The sequence below is a fragment of the Oscillospiraceae bacterium genome, assembly GCA_025757985.1.
GTDB lineage: Bacteria > Bacillota > Clostridia > Oscillospirales > Ruminococcaceae > Gemmiger.
Map to the genome: position 1 here is coordinate 2,525,197 of CP107210.1, position 19,924 is coordinate 2,545,120.

Annotated in this window: 19 protein-coding genes; 15 read left to right on the top strand and 4 right to left on the bottom strand. The window is 54.1% G+C overall.

What is annotated here, in order from left to right; all coding sequences use genetic code 11:
* Positions 1-89: 89 nt before the first annotated feature.
* From OGM67_12025 to OGM67_12060, 8 genes are all read left to right on the top strand, one after another.
* Complete coding sequence (locus tag OGM67_12025; GenBank protein UYJ34290.1) at positions 90-1,976, top strand: hypothetical protein; 1,887 nt, start codon at positions 90-92, stop codon at positions 1,974-1,976.
* Positions 1,973-3,841, top strand: coding sequence for a beta-N-acetylhexosaminidase (locus OGM67_12030; GenBank protein UYJ34291.1), 1,869 nt, complete (start codon positions 1,973-1,975; stop codon positions 3,839-3,841). The genes OGM67_12025 and OGM67_12030 overlap by 4 nt, the downstream gene beginning before the upstream one ends.
* Positions 3,842-3,869: 28 nt before the next feature.
* Positions 3,870-5,153, top strand: coding sequence for a Gfo/Idh/MocA family oxidoreductase (locus OGM67_12035; GenBank protein ID UYJ34292.1), 1,284 nt, complete (start codon positions 3,870-3,872; stop codon positions 5,151-5,153).
* Between the two features lie 22 nt (positions 5,154-5,175).
* Positions 5,176-7,656 (top strand): glycoside hydrolase family 3 C-terminal domain-containing protein, encoded by a 2,481-nt coding sequence (locus OGM67_12040; protein ID UYJ34293.1) that lies wholly within the window; start codon positions 5,176-5,178, stop codon positions 7,654-7,656.
* A 46-nt stretch (positions 7,657-7,702) separates the two neighbouring features.
* Positions 7,703-8,905 carry an AGE family epimerase/isomerase gene (locus OGM67_12045; GenBank protein UYJ34294.1) on the top strand — a complete coding sequence of 401 codons (1,203 nt, stop codon included), beginning with the start codon at positions 7,703-7,705 and terminating at the stop codon, positions 8,903-8,905.
* Positions 8,906-8,920: 15 nt separating this feature from the next.
* The gene (locus OGM67_12050; GenBank protein UYJ34295.1) at positions 8,921-10,438 is read left to right on the top strand and encodes a DUF4127 family protein; all 1,518 of its coding nucleotides are present in this window, start codon (positions 8,921-8,923) and stop codon (positions 10,436-10,438) included.
* A 362-nt stretch (positions 10,439-10,800) separates the two neighbouring features.
* Positions 10,801-10,950 (top strand): hypothetical protein, encoded by a 150-nt coding sequence (locus tag OGM67_12055; GenBank protein ID UYJ34296.1) that lies wholly within the window; start codon positions 10,801-10,803, stop codon positions 10,948-10,950.
* A 125-nt stretch (positions 10,951-11,075) separates the two neighbouring features.
* On the top strand, positions 11,076-12,905 hold the full coding sequence (locus OGM67_12060) for a prealbumin-like fold domain-containing protein (GenBank protein UYJ34297.1): 1,830 nt from the start codon (positions 11,076-11,078) through the stop codon (positions 12,903-12,905).
* 116 nt (positions 12,906-13,021) lie between these two features.
* Here OGM67_12060 and OGM67_12065 read toward each other — a convergent pair whose 3' ends face one another.
* The 4 genes from OGM67_12065 to OGM67_12080 form a co-directional block, all read right to left on the bottom strand.
* The gene (locus OGM67_12065; GenBank protein UYJ34298.1) at positions 13,022-13,642 is read right to left on the bottom strand and encodes an XRE family transcriptional regulator; all 621 of its coding nucleotides are present in this window, start codon (positions 13,640-13,642) and stop codon (positions 13,022-13,024) included.
* 47 nt (positions 13,643-13,689) lie between these two features.
* Positions 13,690-13,971 carry a hypothetical protein gene (locus tag OGM67_12070; protein ID UYJ34299.1) on the bottom strand — a complete coding sequence of 94 codons (282 nt, stop codon included), beginning with the start codon at positions 13,969-13,971 and terminating at the stop codon, positions 13,690-13,692.
* A 224-nt stretch (positions 13,972-14,195) separates the two neighbouring features.
* Complete coding sequence (locus OGM67_12075) at positions 14,196-14,513, bottom strand: hypothetical protein (protein ID UYJ34300.1); 318 nt, start codon at positions 14,511-14,513, stop codon at positions 14,196-14,198.
* A gap of 102 nt (positions 14,514-14,615) precedes the next feature.
* On the bottom strand, positions 14,616-15,032 hold the full coding sequence (locus tag OGM67_12080; GenBank protein ID UYJ34301.1) for a helix-turn-helix domain-containing protein: 417 nt from the start codon (positions 15,030-15,032) through the stop codon (positions 14,616-14,618).
* A gap of 173 nt (positions 15,033-15,205) precedes the next feature.
* Between OGM67_12080 and dinB the strand changes: the two genes are divergently transcribed.
* The 7 genes from dinB (at position 15,206) to OGM67_12115 (ending at position 19,893) form a co-directional block, all read left to right on the top strand.
* Positions 15,206-16,453 (top strand): DNA polymerase IV, encoded by a 1,248-nt coding sequence (gene dinB, locus OGM67_12085; GenBank protein UYJ34302.1) that lies wholly within the window; start codon positions 15,206-15,208, stop codon positions 16,451-16,453.
* A gap of 36 nt (positions 16,454-16,489) precedes the next feature.
* Positions 16,490-17,020 carry a hypothetical protein gene (locus OGM67_12090; protein ID UYJ34303.1) on the top strand — a complete coding sequence of 177 codons (531 nt, stop codon included), beginning with the start codon at positions 16,490-16,492 and terminating at the stop codon, positions 17,018-17,020.
* Positions 17,021-17,366: 346 nt separating this feature from the next.
* Complete coding sequence (locus OGM67_12095; protein UYJ34304.1) at positions 17,367-17,789, top strand: sigma-70 family RNA polymerase sigma factor; 423 nt, start codon at positions 17,367-17,369, stop codon at positions 17,787-17,789.
* Positions 17,790-18,219: 430 nt separating this feature from the next.
* Positions 18,220-18,807, top strand: a complete 588-nt coding sequence (locus tag OGM67_12100; GenBank protein ID UYJ34305.1) for a hypothetical protein — start codon at positions 18,220-18,222, stop codon at positions 18,805-18,807.
* 41 nt (positions 18,808-18,848) lie between these two features.
* Positions 18,849-19,295, top strand: coding sequence for a recombinase family protein (locus tag OGM67_12105; GenBank protein UYJ34306.1), 447 nt, complete (start codon positions 18,849-18,851; stop codon positions 19,293-19,295).
* Between the two features lie 6 nt (positions 19,296-19,301).
* On the top strand, positions 19,302-19,733 hold the full coding sequence (locus OGM67_12110) for a recombinase family protein (GenBank protein ID UYJ34307.1): 432 nt from the start codon (positions 19,302-19,304) through the stop codon (positions 19,731-19,733).
* Positions 19,720-19,893: a hypothetical protein gene (locus OGM67_12115; protein ID UYJ34308.1), complete on the top strand. Its 174-nt coding sequence runs from the start codon at positions 19,720-19,722 to the stop codon at positions 19,891-19,893. The genes OGM67_12110 and OGM67_12115 overlap by 14 nt, the downstream gene beginning before the upstream one ends.
* The last annotated feature ends 31 nt before the right edge of the window (positions 19,894-19,924 follow it).

Sequence of the window (19,924 nt, forward strand, 5' to 3'; positions counted from 1 at the left end):
CACATTTTTTGATTTTTATTGACTTGCAAAATAGTGCTTTTATAATATAGCTAACACTAAACGGTCCCCGGACCAGAAAGAGGAAATTTATGTCTGTTTCCGTTGCCGTCATCACCTGCGGCCCCAGCGACCTGCTCGCTCTGCTGCAGAAATCTCCGGCTCTTACCGTCGAAGTCCTGCACCCGAACGCTCTCACCCCCCACTGCCTCGATGGTTTCCAGTGCGCCTGCGTGCTGGGGGGCACCCGGGAGGAACCGCTGGTTTTCCCGGCGGAATGCCGCAGTGTGGTGGAGGATTTTTCGCACAGCGGCAGACGGGTGCTGTATGAATACACCCTGAGTTTCTGCCAGAACTACTGTGCATCTCCCGATTCCACCCGCTTTCTCCGGCTGGTGTGCACCGACGCGGAATTCGCCAGCCTGGAAGATGGACTTTTGTTGGATGATCAATGCAATATGCGCTGCACCCCCTACTATCGCAACAATCTGGCCAGACCTATTTTAATGTATAAAAAGGGGCTGTCGGAACACGCCCGCCAGCCGCTCAGCCAACAGGAGCGCACCGACTGCCAGCAATATGGCATCTGGCTGGAAACCCCCGCCGTCGCCGTCTGCTCCTTCCGGCTGTGCAACTTTCTGCGGGCGCGATTCTCTCCGGTGCCGGCCTGGAGCCGACTGGTGCGCTCGCTGATCGGCTGGCTGTGCGGCGCGCCGGTTCTGGAGGAGGTGGAGTTTCCGCCTCAGTACCAAACCGGCTTTGCCCGTTCCGCCGCCGACTGTGCCGCCAGCGGCATCGACTGGTTCAGCCGTTCCGGCATTCTGGTGGATGAGGGCAAACGAGGCGTGCTGGAAGGGCTGGGCACCGAAATTTACCCCGACGGCCACCAGAAAACCGCCTCCTCCATCCGCACTGACTGCTGCGGCGAAGCGGCGCTGGCCTATCTGATGCACTTTCTGGCATTCGGCGACGCCCGCAGCCTGGAGCGGGCCCAAAACCTGGAAGCTTTTGTCTACGACAAAATGCAGATCCGCTCGGGCCGCTTTCAGGGCATGCTCCGCTGGACCGACATCGCCTGGGAGGTGTGCTACCAGGACGATATGGCCCGGGCCATGCTGGTGACCCTGTTCAAAGCCCTGTACGGGCTGGGGCGGGAATATCTGCCCCAGTGCCGGATGGCGCTGGAATTTTTGATGAACACCACCGGGCCGGATGGCCTGCGGCCGGCCCGCACCGACAATCTGAACATGTCCGAGGAAGATTTTGCCGCGCTGAGCCGACAGAACGGAGCTTTCCCCTGCGCACATTATAATGCCTTTTATCTGGCCTGTCTACTGCTGTACGGCAAGCTGGAAAAGGACGCCCGCTGCCTGGCCGTGGGCGAAACCGGCATGCAGGCGCTGCTGCAGGCCTATCCCAAAACCATCCGGGAACAGAGCCAAACCGAGGAGCTCTGCCGGCTTCTTCTCCCCTTTGCCTGGCTCTACTATGCCACCGGCAAACAGGAATACCGGCAGATGCTCTACACCGTGACCCGGGATTTGGAAAAGATGCGACACCCCTCCGGCGCCTACCTGGAATGGGACGACGACTACTCCGCCGCATGCAGCAAGCAGGAAAACGGCGAATGTTCCCTGCTGGCCCGCAACGGCGACCCGGTGTGTGACCTTTTATACAGCAACAACTGGGTTCCCCTGGGGCTGATGCAGGCCTATTTTGTCACGGAAGATGCCTATTTTTACGATTTGTTCTGCCGGCACGCCGCATTTTTGTCCACAGCCCAGATCCACAGCCAGGACCCCCGGATCGACGGCGCCTGGGCACGGGGCTTTGACGCGGAGCAAATGGAGGTCTGCGGTCTGCCCAACGATGTGGGCTGGGGGCCCTGGGCCGTTGAAAGCGGCTGGACCGTGGCCGAAATTTGTGCCGGCCTGCTGCAGGGAGTTCTCAAAGACAAATTAAAGGAGTTTTACAAATGAAACTGGTTGTTCTTTCCCCCTCCAGCCTGCCGGAGGAACTCTTGGCGGGCCTGGGGCATCTGTGTGAATCCGAAGGTTTTGCCGTGGGCGAAGGCGGCATTGCGGTCACCGCGCGCCGGGCCGGTCGCTTTGCCTTCCGGCTGGAAGAAAACTCGCTGGAGGTGGAATACCGGGTGCCCGCCGAGTTTTTCCGCGCTTTGTCCTATCTGAAACAGCCGTCCCGCCAGCCCCTCGCCTGGAAGCAGCAGCCGGCCTTTGCCGAGGTGGGTGCAATGCTGGACTGTTCCCGCAATGCCGTGCTGACCCCCGACACGGTGAAGCTGATGCTGCGCAAAATGGCCCTGATGGGCATGTCGGTAGCCATGCTGTACACCGAGGACACCTACGAAATCCCTCAGCAGCCCTATTTTGGCTATCTGCGGGGCCGCTACACCCAGCAGCAGATGCGGGAACTGGACCGGTATGCGGCGGACCTGGGCATCGAGCTCATCCCCTGCATCCAGACCCTGGCGCATCTGGAGCGGGCGCTGCACTGGCCGCAGAATGACCCCGACCTGCGGGACACCGAAGACTGCCTGATGGTGGGGGAGGAAAAGGTATATGCCTACATCGAGCAGATGTTCCAGGCTGTGCGGGCCTGTTTCCACACCCGGCGCATCCACATCGGCATGGACGAGGCCTGGTCTTTGGGGCTGGGAAATTTCCGCTTCAAAAACGGGATCGTCCCCGCCTGGGAATTGATGAACCGGCACCTCTCCCGGGTGGCGGCTCTTGCCCAAAAATACAATTTCGCGCCGATGATCTGGAGCGACATGTACCTGCGCGCCGCTTCGCCCACCGGCGGCTACTACGACGTTCCCGACCAGCTGCCCCAGCCCGTTCTGGACGCCGCTCTGCCGGATGTTCCTCTGGTTTACTGGGACTACTACCACATGGACCGGGCAAGCTACCGCAAGCTGTTTGACGTTCACGAGCAGTTCGGCGCACCGGTTCTGTTTGCCGGCGGCCTGTGGAGCTGGGTGGGGCCCGTGCCCGCGGTGGAAAAAATGCGCAGCGCCAGCCTTCCCGGCCTGGAAGAAGCGCGTGACCACCACATTTCCACCGTGCTGGCCACCGCCTGGGGCGACAACGGCGCCGAATGCCCGCTGCCCGCCATTCTGTACGGTTTGCAGCTGTACGCCGAATTCACCTATACCGGCGACACCAGCCCCTCTGCCCTGGCCAGCCGCTTTGAAAGCTGCGTGGGGGAGCCCTGCGAGGCTTTTTCCCGTCTGGGCGAGTTCGATCTGCCTGCCCTGTTTGCCCCTGTGTCCGACGACCCCGTAAACTTCTCCAAATTTCTGCTTTACCAGGACCCGCTGCTGCCGCTGTTTCAGGCCGACTGCGAGGGCCTTGCCCTTTCGGGCCGGTATGAATCGCTGCAGCGCCTGTACCACGGCTTTACCAGCCAGGAGCCGCGGTTTGAGGCCATGTACCGCTTTTACGAGCAGCTGGCCGGCTTGCTGGCGCTGAAGGTCCAGTGGTTTCTTCAGGCTCCCGCCGCCCGCTGCCAAAGCCCCCAGGCCGCCCAAATGGCCGCCCTGGCCCACGCCTGTGCCCGGCAATGCGAGAGCTGCCGAGCCGCCTGGGGCAGGCTGTGGGAAGCGGTGAACAAACCTTTCGGCTATGAGGTGATCGATCTGCGCATGGCGGGCCTGACCGGGCGATTCCGCACCGCCGAAGTCCAAATGCAGCGCCTGCACCAGGGAGAGATCGACGAGATCGAAACCCTTGCCTGCCCCAAGCTGCGCTGCCTGACCAACGCCGACGGCAAATTCCGGGGCTGCTATTCCTGGGGCGAATGCATCTCCGCCTGCCGCATATAACGCATATAAAAAAGAAAGAGGTATTATAATGGATCTTCCCATCAAAATCGTCATCGGCGGTCTGGGTGTGCGGGGATATGAGGTATACGCCTCCTATGCCAAGCGCAACCCCGACAAAATGCAGGTGACCGCCATCGCCGAACCCAACCCCATCCGCCGCCGGGATGTGCAGCGGGACCTGGGCCTTTCGGACAGCCAGTGCTACGAAACCATGGAATCCCTCCTGCAGCAGCCCCGTCTGGGGGATGTGGCTGTCATCGCCACCCAGGACCGCGACCATGTGCGGCTGGCACTTCCCGCCCTGGAAAAAGGGTATCACCTGCTGCTCGAAAAGCCCATCTCTCCCCTTTTGCAGGAATGTCTGGCACTGCAGCAAGCGGCGCACCGCTGCGGCCGGATCGTCACCGTGGCCCATGTGCTGCGCTACACTCAGATTTTCTCCACTGTGAAACGGCTGCTGGAATCCGGAGAGATCGGCCGGCTCATCCACATGGATCTGATCGAAAATGTGGCCTACTGGCATTTTGCCCACAGCTATGTGCGGGGCAACTGGCGCCGCGAGGAGGATTCCAGCCCCATGATTCTGGCAAAAAGCTGCCACGACCTGGACCTGCTGCGCTGGTTTGCCGGCAGCGCCTGTATATCCCTCTCCTCCAACGGCGGCCTGTCTGTTTTTCGCGCTGAAAGCGCCCCCGAAGGCGCGGACGACCGCTGCACCCGCTGTGCCCTATCCACCCGCTGCCCGTACAGCGCTGTGCGCATCTACATGGAAAATGAAAAGACCGGCATTCTCGGCGGCAATGCCGGCTGGCCCTGCTCGGTGCTGAGCGAAACGCCCACGCCGGACAGCATCCGCGCCGCTCTGGAAAAGGGGCCCTACGGGCGCTGTGTCTACGCCTGTGACAACGATGTGGCCGACCACCAGTGTGTGAACATGCAGTTTGCCAACGGCGTCTGCGCCACCTTCACCGTGACCGCCTTCACCCAGGAATGCTGCCGCACCATGCGCGCCATGGGCTCGCTGGGAGAGCTGGAGATCGACATGCTCCGCAACCGCGTGATGCTGCGCCGCTTTGGGCAGCCCGAGCAGATCATCGAGCTGGACAAGCTCACCGACCGCTTTGCCGGGCACGGCGGCGGCGATGACCGGATGATGGACGCCCTGGCCGCACTTTTCCAGCGGGAAGACCCCGCCTCGCTCACCTCGGTGGACGTTTCCATCGACAGCCATATCATGGCGCTTGCTGCCGAGCGTTCACGGCTGGAGGGCGGCGCCTGCATCGACCTGCTTCAGTTTGCCCGCCGCACCTGATTTTTCCCCGGAGGTATTCCCCATGCCATGTGTTCGTCACCTGCCCCGCTGCACCGATTGCTCCCCCCGCCCCTACGAAGAAGTGCACCGCGCCCTTGCCCGCCGGGCTGCGGAGGAAGGCATCATCCTTTTGAAAAACGAAAACCACACGCTTCCTCTGCCCTCCGGCTGCCGCATTGCCCTCTACGGCACAGGCGCTCTGCACACCCTGAAGGGCGGGACCGGATCGGGAGATGTAAACGCCCGGGAAACCGTTTCCATCCGCGACGGCCTGTACGCCGCCGGCTTTCAGATCGCCAACGAAGCCTGGCTGCAGCACTGTGACACCATCTATCGCCAGGCCCGCAGCAAATGGCGGGGCCGCGTCTGGGAACAGCTGGAAACCGGCCAGCAGCCCCACTTTTTTGCCGCGTATGTCAACACGCCCTTTCAGGCTCCCGCCTGTGCGCCTGCCAAAGCGGCCTGCGATGCTGCACTGTATGTATTGAGCCGGTCCTCGGGAGAAGGGGCAGACCGCAAAAACGAGCCCGGCGACTATCTGCTCTCGAAATGGGAAATGCAGGACCTGCGCAGTCTGTGCAGCTTTTATCCCTCTGTCATTCTGGTGCTGAACACCGGCGGCATCGTGGACCTTTCGGTTTTGGACGAGCTGCCCCGGATCCATGCCGTGCTGCTGCTCTCACAGCCCGGCATGGAAGGCGGAAACGCCCTGGCCGACGTGCTGCGCGGCGCCGTGTCCCCCAGCGGGCGGCTCACCGACTGCTGGCCGCTGCGGCTGCAGGACTGCCCCTGTATGCAGCAGCCTTCCCCTGACCCCCGCACCGTTCGGTACCATGAGGGGATTTTTGTGGGATACCGCTACTTTGACACCTTTGACGTACCGGTTCGATTTGGATTTGGAGATGGCCTTTCCTACACGCAGTTTTCCATCCAGGCCGGCTGCCTGCGCCTGGAACGGGGAAACCGGCCCCGGTTTGTGCTGGACTGCACCGTGCAAAACACCGGGGACCGCTGGAGCGCAAAAGAGGTGATGCAGCTCTACGCCACCTGTCCCTGCGCCCTGCAGCCAAAAGAATACCGCCGGCTGGTCGCCTTTGCCAAAACCGGCCTGCTGGCGCCCGGGCAGAAACAGACACTTGCACTGGAATTTTCTCCCGATGCTCTCGCCTCTTTTGATCCGCAGGCGGGCGGCTGGGTACTGGACGCCAAAACCTATGGCCTTTGGCTGGGAAACTCGCTGCAGAGCTGCCGCCTGATTGGCGGCATACAGCTGGAACAGCGGGAGGTACTGGAACAGGTTTCGCTCTGCTGGCCGGACGCACCGCAGGACTGGTTTTCTCCCGGAATGAAGCACTGCCTGGAAAAGCGCCGCTCTCTGGAAAAAGAACTCCTGCAGCAGGGGCTGCCCATCCTGCCGGTCCGCCCGGGCTTGCTGCTCGGCTCCGCCCGCTCTCGTCCGCACCCCGACCCCAACGCCGAAAAAGCCCTTGCAATCGCCTCGCAGCTGGATGATGATTCGCTGGTGCGGCTCTGTGTGGGCCAATGGCACAAAGACGACGAAAGCCAACTGGGGTCCGCCGGGGTGAGCGTGCCCGGGTCTGCCGGCGAAACCCAGGAAATCGGCGGGGACATCCGGGTTCCCTCTCTGGTCCTGGCGGATGGGCCCGCCGGCCTGCGGCTGGCCAGCTGCTATTTCACCCAAAAAGGGCAGCCGCTGATCCCGCCTTTGGAACAGTGCTTTGAAAACGGCTTTCTGGCCCGCGGCGAGTACAACCCGGGCGGCACCCGGCACTACCAGTACTGCACTGCATTTCCCATTGGAACCATGCTGGCCCAATCCTGGAACACCTGCCTTTTGCAGGAAGTGGGGGCCGCCGTGGGCTACGAAATGGCTCTGTTTGGGGTCAGCCTCTGGCTGGCGCCCGGCATGAACATCCACCGCAGCCCACTCTGCGGCCGCAATTTTGAATATTTTTCCGAAGACCCGCTTTTGTCCGGCCAGATGGCGGCCGCCATCACCCGGGGAGTCCAGTCCTGCCCGGGCTGCGGCGTCACCCTCAAGCACTTTGCCTGCAACAACCAGGAGACCGAACGGCTGGAATCCAACAGCCTGGTTTCGGAACGGGCTCTGCGCGAAATTTATCTGCGGGGTTTTCAAATCGCCGTACAGTCGGCCCAGCCCAGTGCCATTATGACCAGCTACAATCTGGTAAACGGCGTCCATGCGGCAAACAGTGCCGCCCTCTGCACAGCCATCGCCCGCTGCGAATGGGGCTTTGCCGGCATCTTTATGACCGACTGGGACACCACGTCCAGCCGCCGCTGCACCGCCGAGGGCTGCATCCAGGCCGGCAACGATCTGTTGATGCCCGGCAGCCGGCGGGAGTACAGCGCGCTGCTGTGCGCTCTCCGCGATGGCAGGCTGGACCGCCGGCTGCTGCGCAGCTGTGCCGGGCGGATCATCAAAACGGCGCTGGGGCTCTCCGCCCCCACAGCGCCCTGACCAGACAACCATGGCGGCAATCACATACAAGGAGGTTTTTACAACAATGGATACCGAAAAACTGCGCAGCTGGCAAAGCTGGATTCGCACCGAACTTGAATCCTCTGTGAACTTTTGGCTCAAAAACGGCATGGATCCCGAGCACGGCGGCATCTACACCTGCCTGACCCGGGAAGGCAAGGTGTTTTCCACCGATAAAAGCGTTTGGATGCAGGGACGGTGCGGCTGGATTTTTGCCCACATGTGCCGCCTGTACGGCACCAGGCCGGAATGGCTGGAAGCGTCCCGGTCCTGTCTGGATTTTATGGAAGACCACTGCATCAACCGCAGTGCCGGAAACCGGATGTACTTCACCGTGACGGCAGACGGAAAGCCCCTGCGCCAGCGCCGGTACTGCTTTTCCGAGGGATTTTATGCCATCGCCAATGCGGAATACTACGGCATTACCGGCGACAGAAAATGCCTGGAACGAGCCCGCCGGGCCTATCAGCTGGTATACGATCTGAACCACGGCGCTCCCGACCCCACCGGCCTTGGCCCCAAAACCATCCCCGAAACCCGAAAGGGGCGCGCTCTGGCCGACCCCATGATCTTTTTGAACATGACCAGCGTTCTGCGCCGTGTAGACCCGGAACAGGCCGCTCTCTACGACCAGTATTCCGCCCAGTGCGTCCACGACATCTTCGCCTACCACCACAAACCCGATCTGCACTGCACCCTGGAATCGGTGGGGATGAACGGAGAATTTCAAAGCGACATTTCCGCGGGGCGCGTCGTCAACCCGGGCCACGATATCGAGTGCAGCTGGTTTTTGATGGAGGAAGCCAACCGCATCGGCAGCCGGGACCTGCACCGGAAGGCCGAGGATGTGTTCCGTTTTGCCATCAACGCCGGCTGGGACCAGGAATACGGCGGTCTGCTCTATTTCATTGACTGCATGGGGCTGCCCCCCGAAGCCTATGAACACGACATGAAGCTGTGGTGGCCCCACAACGAAATCCTCATCGCCAGCCTCATGGCCTACCGCGACACCCGGGACGAAACCTATCTGGACTGGTTCTACAAAACCATCGCCTATTGCCGCGACCACTTCGCCGACCCTGCATACGGGGAGTGGTATGGATACCTGCGCCGGGACGGCAAACCCACGCTGCCTGCCTGCAAGGGAAGCACCTTCAAGGGCCCGTTCCACGTGCCCCGCAGCCTTTCCATGGCGGACAAGCTCATCGACGAGATTCTCGCTCCATAAAAAGGAGGACTGGCTATGCCCCGTATCCTACTGCTGCCATTGGATGAGCGCCCCTGCAACTTTCTCTATCCCGCGTTAATGGTCGAAAAATGCACCGATGTCCAGCTGCTGCTCCCTCCCAAAGAGCTGATGGGCAGCAAAAAGCGGCCTGCCCCGTTTTTGCTGCTGGCGCAATGGCTGGGAAAAAACTTTTCCTGCTGTGACTATGCGGTGATCTCGATTGATATGCTCGTATATGGCGGCATCGTCCCTTCCCGGCTGCACCATCAAACCACCCGGGAATGTTTGGATCGCCTGCATCTTCTGGCCGATCTGCGCGCGCGATATCCCCAGGTCAAGCTCTTTGCCTTCAGCCTTATCATGCGGGCGCCCTGCTACAATTCTGCCGACGAGGAGCCGGACTACTATGCCGAGCACGGGAGCTCCCTCTTCCGTGTGGGAGTGCTGCGGGACAAAATCCAGCGCAATTTGGCCACAGCCGAAGAAAAATCCGAGCTTTCCGGCCTGGAACAGAGCATTCCGCGCTCCGTCCTCTCCGATTTCTGCAGCCGGCGCAGCACCAACCACGCGGTGAATCTGCAAACTATTTTTCTGGCGGAACAGGGGGTATTGGATTTTCTCACCATCCCCCTGGACGACTGTGCTCTCCTGGGATGGGCCGCCGCAGAGCGGCAGCAGCTCGCCGCCGCTATCCGCAGCCACGCGCTGGGCAGCCGCATATACAGCTACTCCGGCGCCGATGAGGCCGGCTGCATCCTGCTGGCACGGGCGGTCAACCACAGCCGCGGCATAACCCCGTCGGTGCACATCTGTTACAGCAGCGCCGGCGCACCTATGGTTATTCCCCGCTTTGAAGACCGGCCGCTGGGCGAAAACCTCAAATGGCTGGTCGCCGCGGCCGGCGGCAGAACCTGCTTTTCCCTGCAAGAAGCCGACTACATCCTTGTTGTCAACGCCCCCACCGAAGGGCAAAGCGCCATGGGCGACGCCAAATCTCCCGCCCCTCACTCTGCTTTTGGCGAACGATGCCTGCCCGATCTCGCCGCCAATCTGCGGGCACTGGCCGCCAAAAAGCCTGTGATTCTGGCCGACCTGGCTGTCACAAACGGAGCCGACCGGGAATGGATGGACCTTTTGCAGCAGCAAAATCTGTTGAAAACGCTCTATGCCTATGCAGGCTGGAACACAGCGGCCAATGCTGCCGGCTGCTGCATCGCCCAGGGAATGCTCTGCGGCAAAGATAGCACACAAAGTGCCCTGTTCACCTGCCATCGGATTCTGGAGGATTGGCTTTATATGAGCCTGGTGCGCCGGGACGTTGCTGCATACGCGCAGCGAAAAGGGCTCTCTTTTGACGGCTCCTGGCAGGAACAGCTGCTTGCAAAATATGTGACACGGCAGATGTGCCGGCTGGCCAAAGGGCTTTCTCTCCCTGCACAGGTGGAAATCAGCCAAATTTCCTTTCCCTGGCATCGCCCGTTTGAAATCGAGCTTTTCATCCAGCTCTCCGCACCTTCCAAAGCGGGCATGTAAAAGAAAATCAGCCCCCCAAGCGGACGGCATCTGCCGCCCGCTTTTTTTCAGGCAAAAAGCTCCGCGCCCCTCCAGCGCCCCTATGCCCCAAGCGCACATTCAGACAGATTTCCGCACAGTTCTGCCTGTGGCTGCACACGTATTTTTCTGTATCTGTGCCCACAGCCACGAAAAAAGCCTGCAAGGATTGAAATTCGGGCTAGAATATGCTAATGTTTTCTCATAGGACCAGGGGACCGGGAAGCTATGGCTGCCATGCCCCCAGCCCGCCATCCCCGGGGAAGGGACGAGGGAGAGGAGCCTTTGCGTCGCTTCACAGCCTTGGGGCATTGGCGCAATACAATTTGAAAGGAAGAGTTGTTGTGGCACAGAAAAAAGCGCAGTCCACCAAGAGGCAGACCGCAGAAGCAAAAACTGCTGCGGCTGCAGAAAAAATGCGTTTTTGTGCTCGATCGGGGATTATGACAAAGCAAGTGACACATTCCTGGTGGCGAACCAGCGGCTCAAAGTAAATGGCGATCCAATAAAAATACAGGCAGATACACATGGCGGAACCTATCGTAGTCACCCTGTTGTAGAAAAAGATCCTTCGTTCTACATTGCGATTGTTCGGGATACGGTATCTGGAAAACTCCGCGTGAATGTACGGCTGGCTGGTCCCACATGGGCAGTTCAGAGCGGAACCTATACAGATTTTCGGTTTTGGACCGAAAAGCCGGATGATTCTCGGCTGGTCAACAAGACCTACACCAACACCGCCTGGCTGACCCCGCTGCGGGACGACCTGGGCTGGGATGGTACGGCTACCAAGGGCGTGATTGATAAGAAGCTGTCTGCACCGTACTGGGATAAGACCCGCGCCTCCATCCGCAGCAGTGCGAATGTAATGGTGTCCTACGGTTACTCTACCAGCTCGTCGATTGCCGTCTCCCAGACTGACCCGGCAGATCATACAGTTTACTCGACTAGCTCCGACGAGGCGGATACCACGACCATCCTGCCTGACAAGAACGACAAGGTCCATTATACCCTGACGGTGGACAATACGGTCTATGCCTCCCCGCAGGCCCTGACCAAACTGGTGCTTATCAATAACCTGCCGCAAGAGGGAGATCATAACCCCTTCCAGGACGACGATATGCGCGGCAGTGAATACCAGATGAGCCTGACAGAGGGCAATACATTCACCGTAAAGGCCAGCATCCGTCAAAATGATGGTACATTTGAGACAAAGGTAATCGACCCTAAGTACATTAAAATACAGTACAGCAAGGACGTTAGCTTTGATGGGGATGACTGGAACGGTAAGGAATCCGTTAAATGGACGACGAACCCGGAGGGGGCACGATCTTTCCGCATTATTATCGATGACCCGTCTGGTGCAGCCATGCCTGCACACAGCAAAGTTACCGTGGAGTACGACGCCAAAGCAGATACCCCGGACAGCATCGAACCCGGCCAGACCGCTTACAACAGTTTTGGTTACCACTATGAGGTGAATGGCGGAACTGCACTGGAAGCTGCCCCCTCGGGCGTTGGCCTGCGTACCCCGTATGTGCCCACCCTGCAAAAGCGCCTGGAGACCCCGGATGGTGAGGCTATGGCTGCCGGTGCAGATGCAAAATTCAATTTTGTCATCTATGACGGTGCCGCAGTGACCTTGAAGGATGACTTTACCGAAGCCGACCTGGCCAAAGCCTTGCAAGGGCGTACCTACACGTATGTGGCAAAGAAGGTTGACCCCGGCCAGATGGAATCCGATGCCCCATGGCTGAAAGACCTGAAGCAGTACAGCTATGCAAACGGCACCTGGACCGCAACTGATACGGCTTGGACATGGAAGAACGGGAGCACCTATCATGTGATCGAGTTGCCGATTACAGGTGACTACCGCTATGGTTCCATTAACCGCAGCACGGCACGCAGCTATAGCTTTACTTACAACTATGCCAATAAAAACACGCTGCAATGTGTAAACATTGGCACCAGTTGGGCAGCGAAGCTGACCAAGATCGAGGAAAACAAGCCTGAGATCAAGCTGCAGGATGCTTACTTTGCCCTGTACAGCCCGGTTGAAGCGGACCAGATGACGAAAGATGCCTGCGGTGCATTGCTCGTTACCAAGAAGCCAGACCTGACGTACGAGGACGAAAATGGCACAAAATGGTACCTGAAGTCTGTGGTCAAGACCGATGCTAATGGCACCCTGACTTGGGCAGGGCTTTCCGAAAGCGAGTACCGGTATGTCGAGGTGCAGGCCCCCAACGGCTATAACCTTGACAGCACAGTGCGCAAGGTGACCCGCCCCACAGGCGGTGGAACAGCATCTGTTTCTGTGACTAACCGACCCGGCTACAACCTGCCGGAAACCGGCGGCATCGGCACTTGGCCGTTTATGACGGCTGGTCTGCTGCTGACCGGCACCGCCCTGGCCCTGCTGCTGAAAAAGCGCAAGACCAACAACTAAAATCATCCCCCGCAGAGCGACCCATCGTAAGGTCCTCTGCGGGGGATTTTTGGCTAAATACACTTTGAGTCCAAAGGTATGAAGGTAACCGTCTAATAATTGACGTCCAGTGGAAATTACCACTTGACCCTTGTCTCAACAACCTTGCCAATTATAAATAGATGGTCAAGCAAATTACTTTTGGCTACGAAATCTTCTCGCGTAGAATTAAAAAAGTGCAAAACTATTGATGACCCTACTTGCTTATACTGCGCAATGAAGCCGACTGGATAAGGATTATAGATAAAAAGGCCGATATCTCCATCGCAAAGACGCTGCTGATAATGAATCAACGCAGTATCACCTGTCATTATCCGAGGTGCCATTGCATCATCGTCAAGGGTATAGTAAATATAGTCATTCGGGTTTGGCACGTATGCCCATGCGGAACCATACTGCTCGTCGAAAATATATGACTTTCCGTATGGTCTGATTTTCCCAACGGCAGGGATGGAATACTCAGCGGGAGCATCAAGGAAATCGTGACCAACGGGGGAGATGTCCTTGGCACCTTTGAGGAGTACATCAGTAGAGATACCCAAGATATCCGAGAGTTTAGAAATTGAGGTAGGGGAAGGAGTGGATACTCCCGTTTCCCATTTGGCAATGGCTTGCTGTGTGACACCCAGCTTTGAAGCAATTTCAGCTTGACTATAGTGTCTGGATTGCCGGGTTCGTTTTAGCTGTTCTGCAAACATTTGTACTCCTTTTGTGTAGTCGGATTCCCCCGGCGGGTCAAAAAGAATTATTGAACAGGCACCTCGACCTCAACATACCATTTCCCAATTGTATTACCAGAAATATTGGAAGAACGCTCAAAAAACAGGTAACGTTCCTGGCCGCAGACGGCGATGGTATAGCGGTCACCCTGACCGCCAGCTTTGGCAGCGGCGGCCTGACGGCGGCAGATAACTCTGTCGATTATAAAGTGTCGACCATCCGGCCATTTAATGATCCGCGGACGCATTACGCCATCCGATTGAATAATGCAATCCACATCTATATAAACGCGCTGCCATTGTGTCATGGTGGGTACCTCTTTAAAAGTCAATTTCCTAGAAAATCTCCATGTGCCTCAAATGGAAGTCGTAGCTCGGAGTATCCCTTGCATAAGAGTAATTTGACCTTAAGCACAATCAACTCTACAGGATATCCAAGTGAGCAAGCTATTTGCTGGACGCTGTATCCATCGTGGCAAAGCGCGAGGATATCATTATCATTTATTAAGTATTCAGCAGCAAAAAGGCTGGCCTAATATTCAGTGGTGGAGGTGTTGTCCAACGAAAGACTTGTGAAAGATCTCGCATCTGCAGAATAGGGGTGGAGAATACAATGCCCTAATTCATGTGCAAGACACACCTGTTGCATTACTTCATCTTGGTCGAGATTCAGGGTTATATGAAGTTTTCCGTGTAGTTGGATGGCAAACCCTCGGAAGGATTCTTGTATATTTCCATAATGCTGTGCATCAACAAGGATACCCTTTGAGTGGGCGAGGGCCATGGGAGAAATATCGCCATATTCTTGCTTGAGAAAAGCAACGGCATCAATAATATACTCAATTGCCATAAGTCACACCCTCCCTTCGGATTACTAGTTTGATACGGCAAAAAGGTATAGTTGGAGAGCCTATCTCTATTTTACCAGATGGAGAGTCCAATAGTCTGTACTTCAATTCTCGGAGTCCTTCTTTTCGGACTCGGCTGCGGCACGACAATCGAGATATGCCTGTGTGAGCGCACGGTAGTAGGCATCCTTGGCGGCCTGTGAAAGTTTGCCACCAGCAAAAAGACCGACATTTTTGGCGAATAACTCATTAACTTCTTCTGCACCCTGATCGCCATAGAGTTCTTTGACTTGGTCGAGCTGAGGAGTGGGGGACTCGTTTTGATTGCTTCTCAAAGCGGAAGGAGTCGTATGCAGTGCCTCAGCAATATGCTGTAAGGTGGTATCCCTTGGAGTACTTTGTCCGGTCTCAATTTTATAGATGCTCACACGAGAAACACCGGATAGCTTTCCGAGTTCTTCTTGTGTGAGTTTTTTACTTTCCCTAAGTTTTGCAATATTGGTTCCCAATGTGTTGGTCATCGTAAAACCACCTTTCCGAAATTAAAGTTAGCATTTTATGAAAACTTGTTGACTTTAAGATTGCTCGCTGTTATCATAAGTACAAGAAAAGATAACTTTTTAATGAAAATGATAACTTACAAGCTAACTATAACACGGCGGCATAGAAAATGCAATACCCTTTTTCGGAAAGGATGAAAAAAGTGAAGCGGGTTATTATTCATAGCGATATAAACAATTGCTATGCATCAATCGAACGGCAACTAAATCCCTCACTTGCAGGTAAGCCAATTGCGGTTTGTGGTGCTGCAGAAGAACGGCACGGAATAGTTCTTGCAAAAAGTTATGAAGCAAAGGCGTTTGGAGTTCAAACAGGAGAGGCCATCTGGCAGGCAAAGAACAAATGCCACAATTTGATTATTGTGTCGCCACACTATGACAAGTATGTTCAGTATTCGAGACTTGCGCACGAAATTTATAAGAAATATACGCCTCTGATTGAGCCGTATGGACTGGACGAGTGCTGGCTTGATGTTTCAGGCAGTGTGGAACTGTTTGGGTCAGGTGAAGAAATTGCAGCAGAAATTCACAGGAGGTTTAAAGAAGAACTTGGCTTGACCGTTTCTTGCGGCGTGGCGTCAAACAAGATATTTGCGAAACTTGGATCGGATATGAAAAAACCAGATGCAACAACGGTAATTCCAGAAGAAGGATTTCAAGAACTCGTCTGGCCACTACCTGTGTCTGACTTGTGGGGTGTGGGTAGGCAAACAACAAAGAAGTTGGATTCTTATTGTATCAATACGATAGGTGCTTTGGCCAAAACCAATCTCCAATTTTTGCAGGAACGATTTGGCGTCGCGGGAACTCAACTATGGCTGTACGCAAATGGTCGCGATACATCAAGAGTCGCCAGATATGGGTACATTGCACCAATAAAGAGTATCGGTCATGGAGCAACTACGGCAAAGGATATGGAATCGGATGAGGAAGTGTGGCGTACAATCTTAGACCTCACGCAGGAAATTGGCTATAAACTGAAGAAAAATCATTTGGCTGCAAGAGGAATCCAGATAAATGTCAGAGATAAAAATCTTTTTAGCTGCCAGTATCAGATGAAGTTAGAGTATATGACGCAGAGTACGCTGTTTTTGGCACAGGCGGCCAAACTGCTCTTCTTCAAAAAACATCGGTTTACTACGCCTTTACGATCGATTACGGTACGAGCAATTGATTTAGTCCCAGAGGACACACCACAGCAACTTAATTTGTTTGCAGGTTATGATAAACAAGATGACATTGTCCGATTGGAATCAGCAGTGGATCGCTTGAGGGAGCGATTTGGCAATAAGATAGTCGTGCCGGCATCACTAATGGAAAAATCGTGCAGACCAACACTCAGCACGGATTTCCCTAAGATGCCTGCGCCAATGTACCACTAACGCACATCTGTTCGGAAATGGAGGAACTACAGTATCATGAGAAAAACAGGAATCACTGGAGAAGTGATAAAAATGTACGAAAATGCAGGGCTTGATGTGAATACAATCTACGCCAAAAGCCAGTTGCTGTTGTGCAGCTACCGCAGAATCTGCTGGAGTGTTCAAAATGATGCGTACTATCTTATGGATGAATCCTGTCACTATGGTGAGGATTATACTGCTGCATTAGCGTACCTTATGGAATTTGCTCCAGATGTTCAAAGAGAGAAATTTGAATACAGAATTCAGAACCTTATGGAATCTGAACATTGGATTCAACTCATTGATCTTGCGATTGAGCGAGTGCGTACTTTTTACAAGCGGGGGGACCTGTATGCAGAACTTCTTTCAAAAAATTACCTAACGGGAGTGGTGTACAGAGTAGATGAAATCATTGAGAGTCTGGGCTTGGAGCGAAGCGTGTACTATAATCGACGTCAAGAAGCGGTGCTTTTGTTTGGATATGCATTGTGGGCCATCGTGATTCCAAGAGAAAAGGTGAATGCAAGAACAGAAAGTAGTGGATAAACAAAACTACGACATAAATACTACACAGTGACAATGAAATGTCATCAAAAAGACAAGAAAATAACTATATAACGCCTAATGAACAGTCGACATTAAAAATGTAGAATGGGTATGCTGGCAGAGAGCATACCTTTATAAGCACCCCATCGCATAAGCGATGGGGCTCTTTTTTGTTGCCAGCCAATACGGTAGCAAGGCCGGGACGATTTAAATCGTCCCGGCCTTTTTGCTGACCACTTTTAGGAAGTACTGGCAATGAAGAATCTGCATTTTGACCTGTCGAGATGCCGTTCGCCTCCAGACCTCCATCGGTTTGAAACTTTTTTCAATCTGACGGAGGTACAAAATGGCTTATAACAAGGCAAAGGCCGAAATGGAATGGCTCAAATGGAAAAATAAGGAAGAGAATCAACTGCGAGAATTAGGTGTTGATGAGGACACGATTCAACGATTGCATACCTACGATTGGGATGCATTTAAGTCAGAGCGAAACTACCAACGGCTAAATGCCGGATCGGAGCCTCTTGAAAAACTATCTGTCGTAGATAAGCCAAAAGAGGCGAGCAACTTGCAAGGCTTGTTAGATGAAATCGAAAATGAACGCTTGTATGCAATTTTGAAAGACACAGACAAATTGACGATTGAAATTCTTCTATATAAGATGCAGGGGTATTCAATCAAGGAAATCTCAAAGATGTACAAAATTCCTAAAACAACGATTTACAGCAGAATTTCTGTGCTTCAGAAGAAAATTAAAAATATTTTTTGAGAGGTTCGTAATTTTGGCTGTTCTCGTTGGCTATATAGTGAAGGGGCAAATAAGCCACCTCAAAAAGAACCTTGAAAATTGAATATCCGACAAACAAGGTACGTTCGCCACATTGCCGTCAACCCATGAGAGAAAAGGTGTTTGGTAAAAACACTACGGCAAGCGCTGACAGAGTATGCGCCAAGACTACCACGGCTTTTAGCTGAAAATTGGCAAAATTATGGTACGAGCGATTGAGTCATCTGATAAACATCCTGTGGTGGGATGGAGCGCAATAACAGATGTGGTTTCAAAGATACTTCCGTCCAGTCACAGCACACGCAATGAGGGCGGCAGGCAGAGAACCTGGCTGGGGTGAGAAGCCCATGATGCTGCATTAACCAAGCAGCAGCCTTGTAAGTCGTCCTGGCAACTGGGGCAATGTGGATAAATGCAGTTGCAAATCAAACGCAGACTATGCGCCGAAGTTCGCACCAACAGGACTTCGGCGCATTACTGTGCGTTTGATGATTTGATAAAAGGAGACAGGAATGACAAAAAAATGGAAAATGCAATTATTTTTATATGCCTTCATGATGATCAGTTGAGGAAACTAAATGTTAATGTCGCAGTGCAGAGGATGACTGCCGAAAGGCGAAACTACAAGATCCTTGATGTAATTTGCGGTGTCCAAACGGATGGGACAGATCTCATTGAGCGGCTCTATCAGAAAATTGAAACGGAAAGTGTTGACCATATCCTCTCAGATTGTCCGGACTCATTTATGAATGCAATTGGTTGCCAACAGGCACGAGCCTTACGATTCGTGGATCGCCTTACAATTCATAATCTGAAAATTTGGTTTAGTAAAGATCCTTTCTTTAACTGTGCGCCCCACAGAGAGGATCTCTTTGATAAAGACAATTGGAGCGAAGAAGCCGAAAAAGCATACGCTGACTATTTGAAGCAGAACAATTCAATCGAACCTGACCGGGAAAAATGGATGCGAATTGGACGTGGCCGAAAAAAGAAAGATTAGTTAAAACCCTGTACATTATATAAAAGGAAGGAATTTTAGTTATGAGCTATTGCAAAGAACATCCGACTTGGATCTATGTGCGGTACACAACAAATGACGTTCAAAGCGCACTGCGGCGGCAGGCGGATTTGTTTGAGGAGGCTGGGAGTCATGGTTTTTTAGTTCGTGGCACATCATTTGATAAATGCGGGGGCAACAGCTTGAAAGACCGAGATGGCCTTCGCAGTATGCTGGATGCTGTAAAGGCTGGTCGCGTTGAATCGGTAATGATTCGTGACCTAGACCAAATTAGCCGGAACAGCTACCTGCTGGTTGGTGTAATCGAAATTTTCCGCCAGCATGATATTTATCTTATTACCACGGAATGTGATTTGAACGAAGAACTGGCTCGTGTTGGCTTGGCTCGTTATGTGGGTGACCGCTTTACACGAGCCTCATTCGGGCAACCGAGATTCGATGTCAGCTTACCATTTGCGGACAAATTATGAGGTGCAATGATGAAAGAATATAAAGTATGGGCTTTTGCGAGAACCGCAATGCCAAATCTTTCTGCGTTGGAAGATCAACTGGCAGATGTTATGAGAGAAGCTAACCGCCGTGGATACATCATTGTGAATTCATGTATGGAGCAAAAATACGGTAATGAACTTTGGCGGCCGGATTTGTTTGCCATGTTGCAGGCCATCCAGCAGGGGAGAGTAAATGCAGTTGTAGTTCAGAGCCTTGACCGTTTGAGCCATGATCTGAATGTCCTCTATACGATTTTGCTGTTTATGCAAAAGCATGGAGCGGTACTTATCACGACAAAGACCGACCTGCGATATGAATTGTATCTGACAGGTCTGGAAAGTAGACTGTTAAACCATCCGCTTAAAACGGATGGCTGCGTATGGGAATATGAGGATTATGAAAATGCAAAGTGCTGAAAATACTCATCCGAAGATGATTCGCATTAGTTGCGACGAATATACAGCAACTCTTGTTTTTCGTGAAAAGTGCGATACAGATGTTATGATTCCCATTAAGGAATTAATTATGTCCGCATACGACTTACGTAAACAGCAAGAGGAAAGGAAAACAGGATAATAGGTAGAATTATATCCCCTTTGTAAGATAA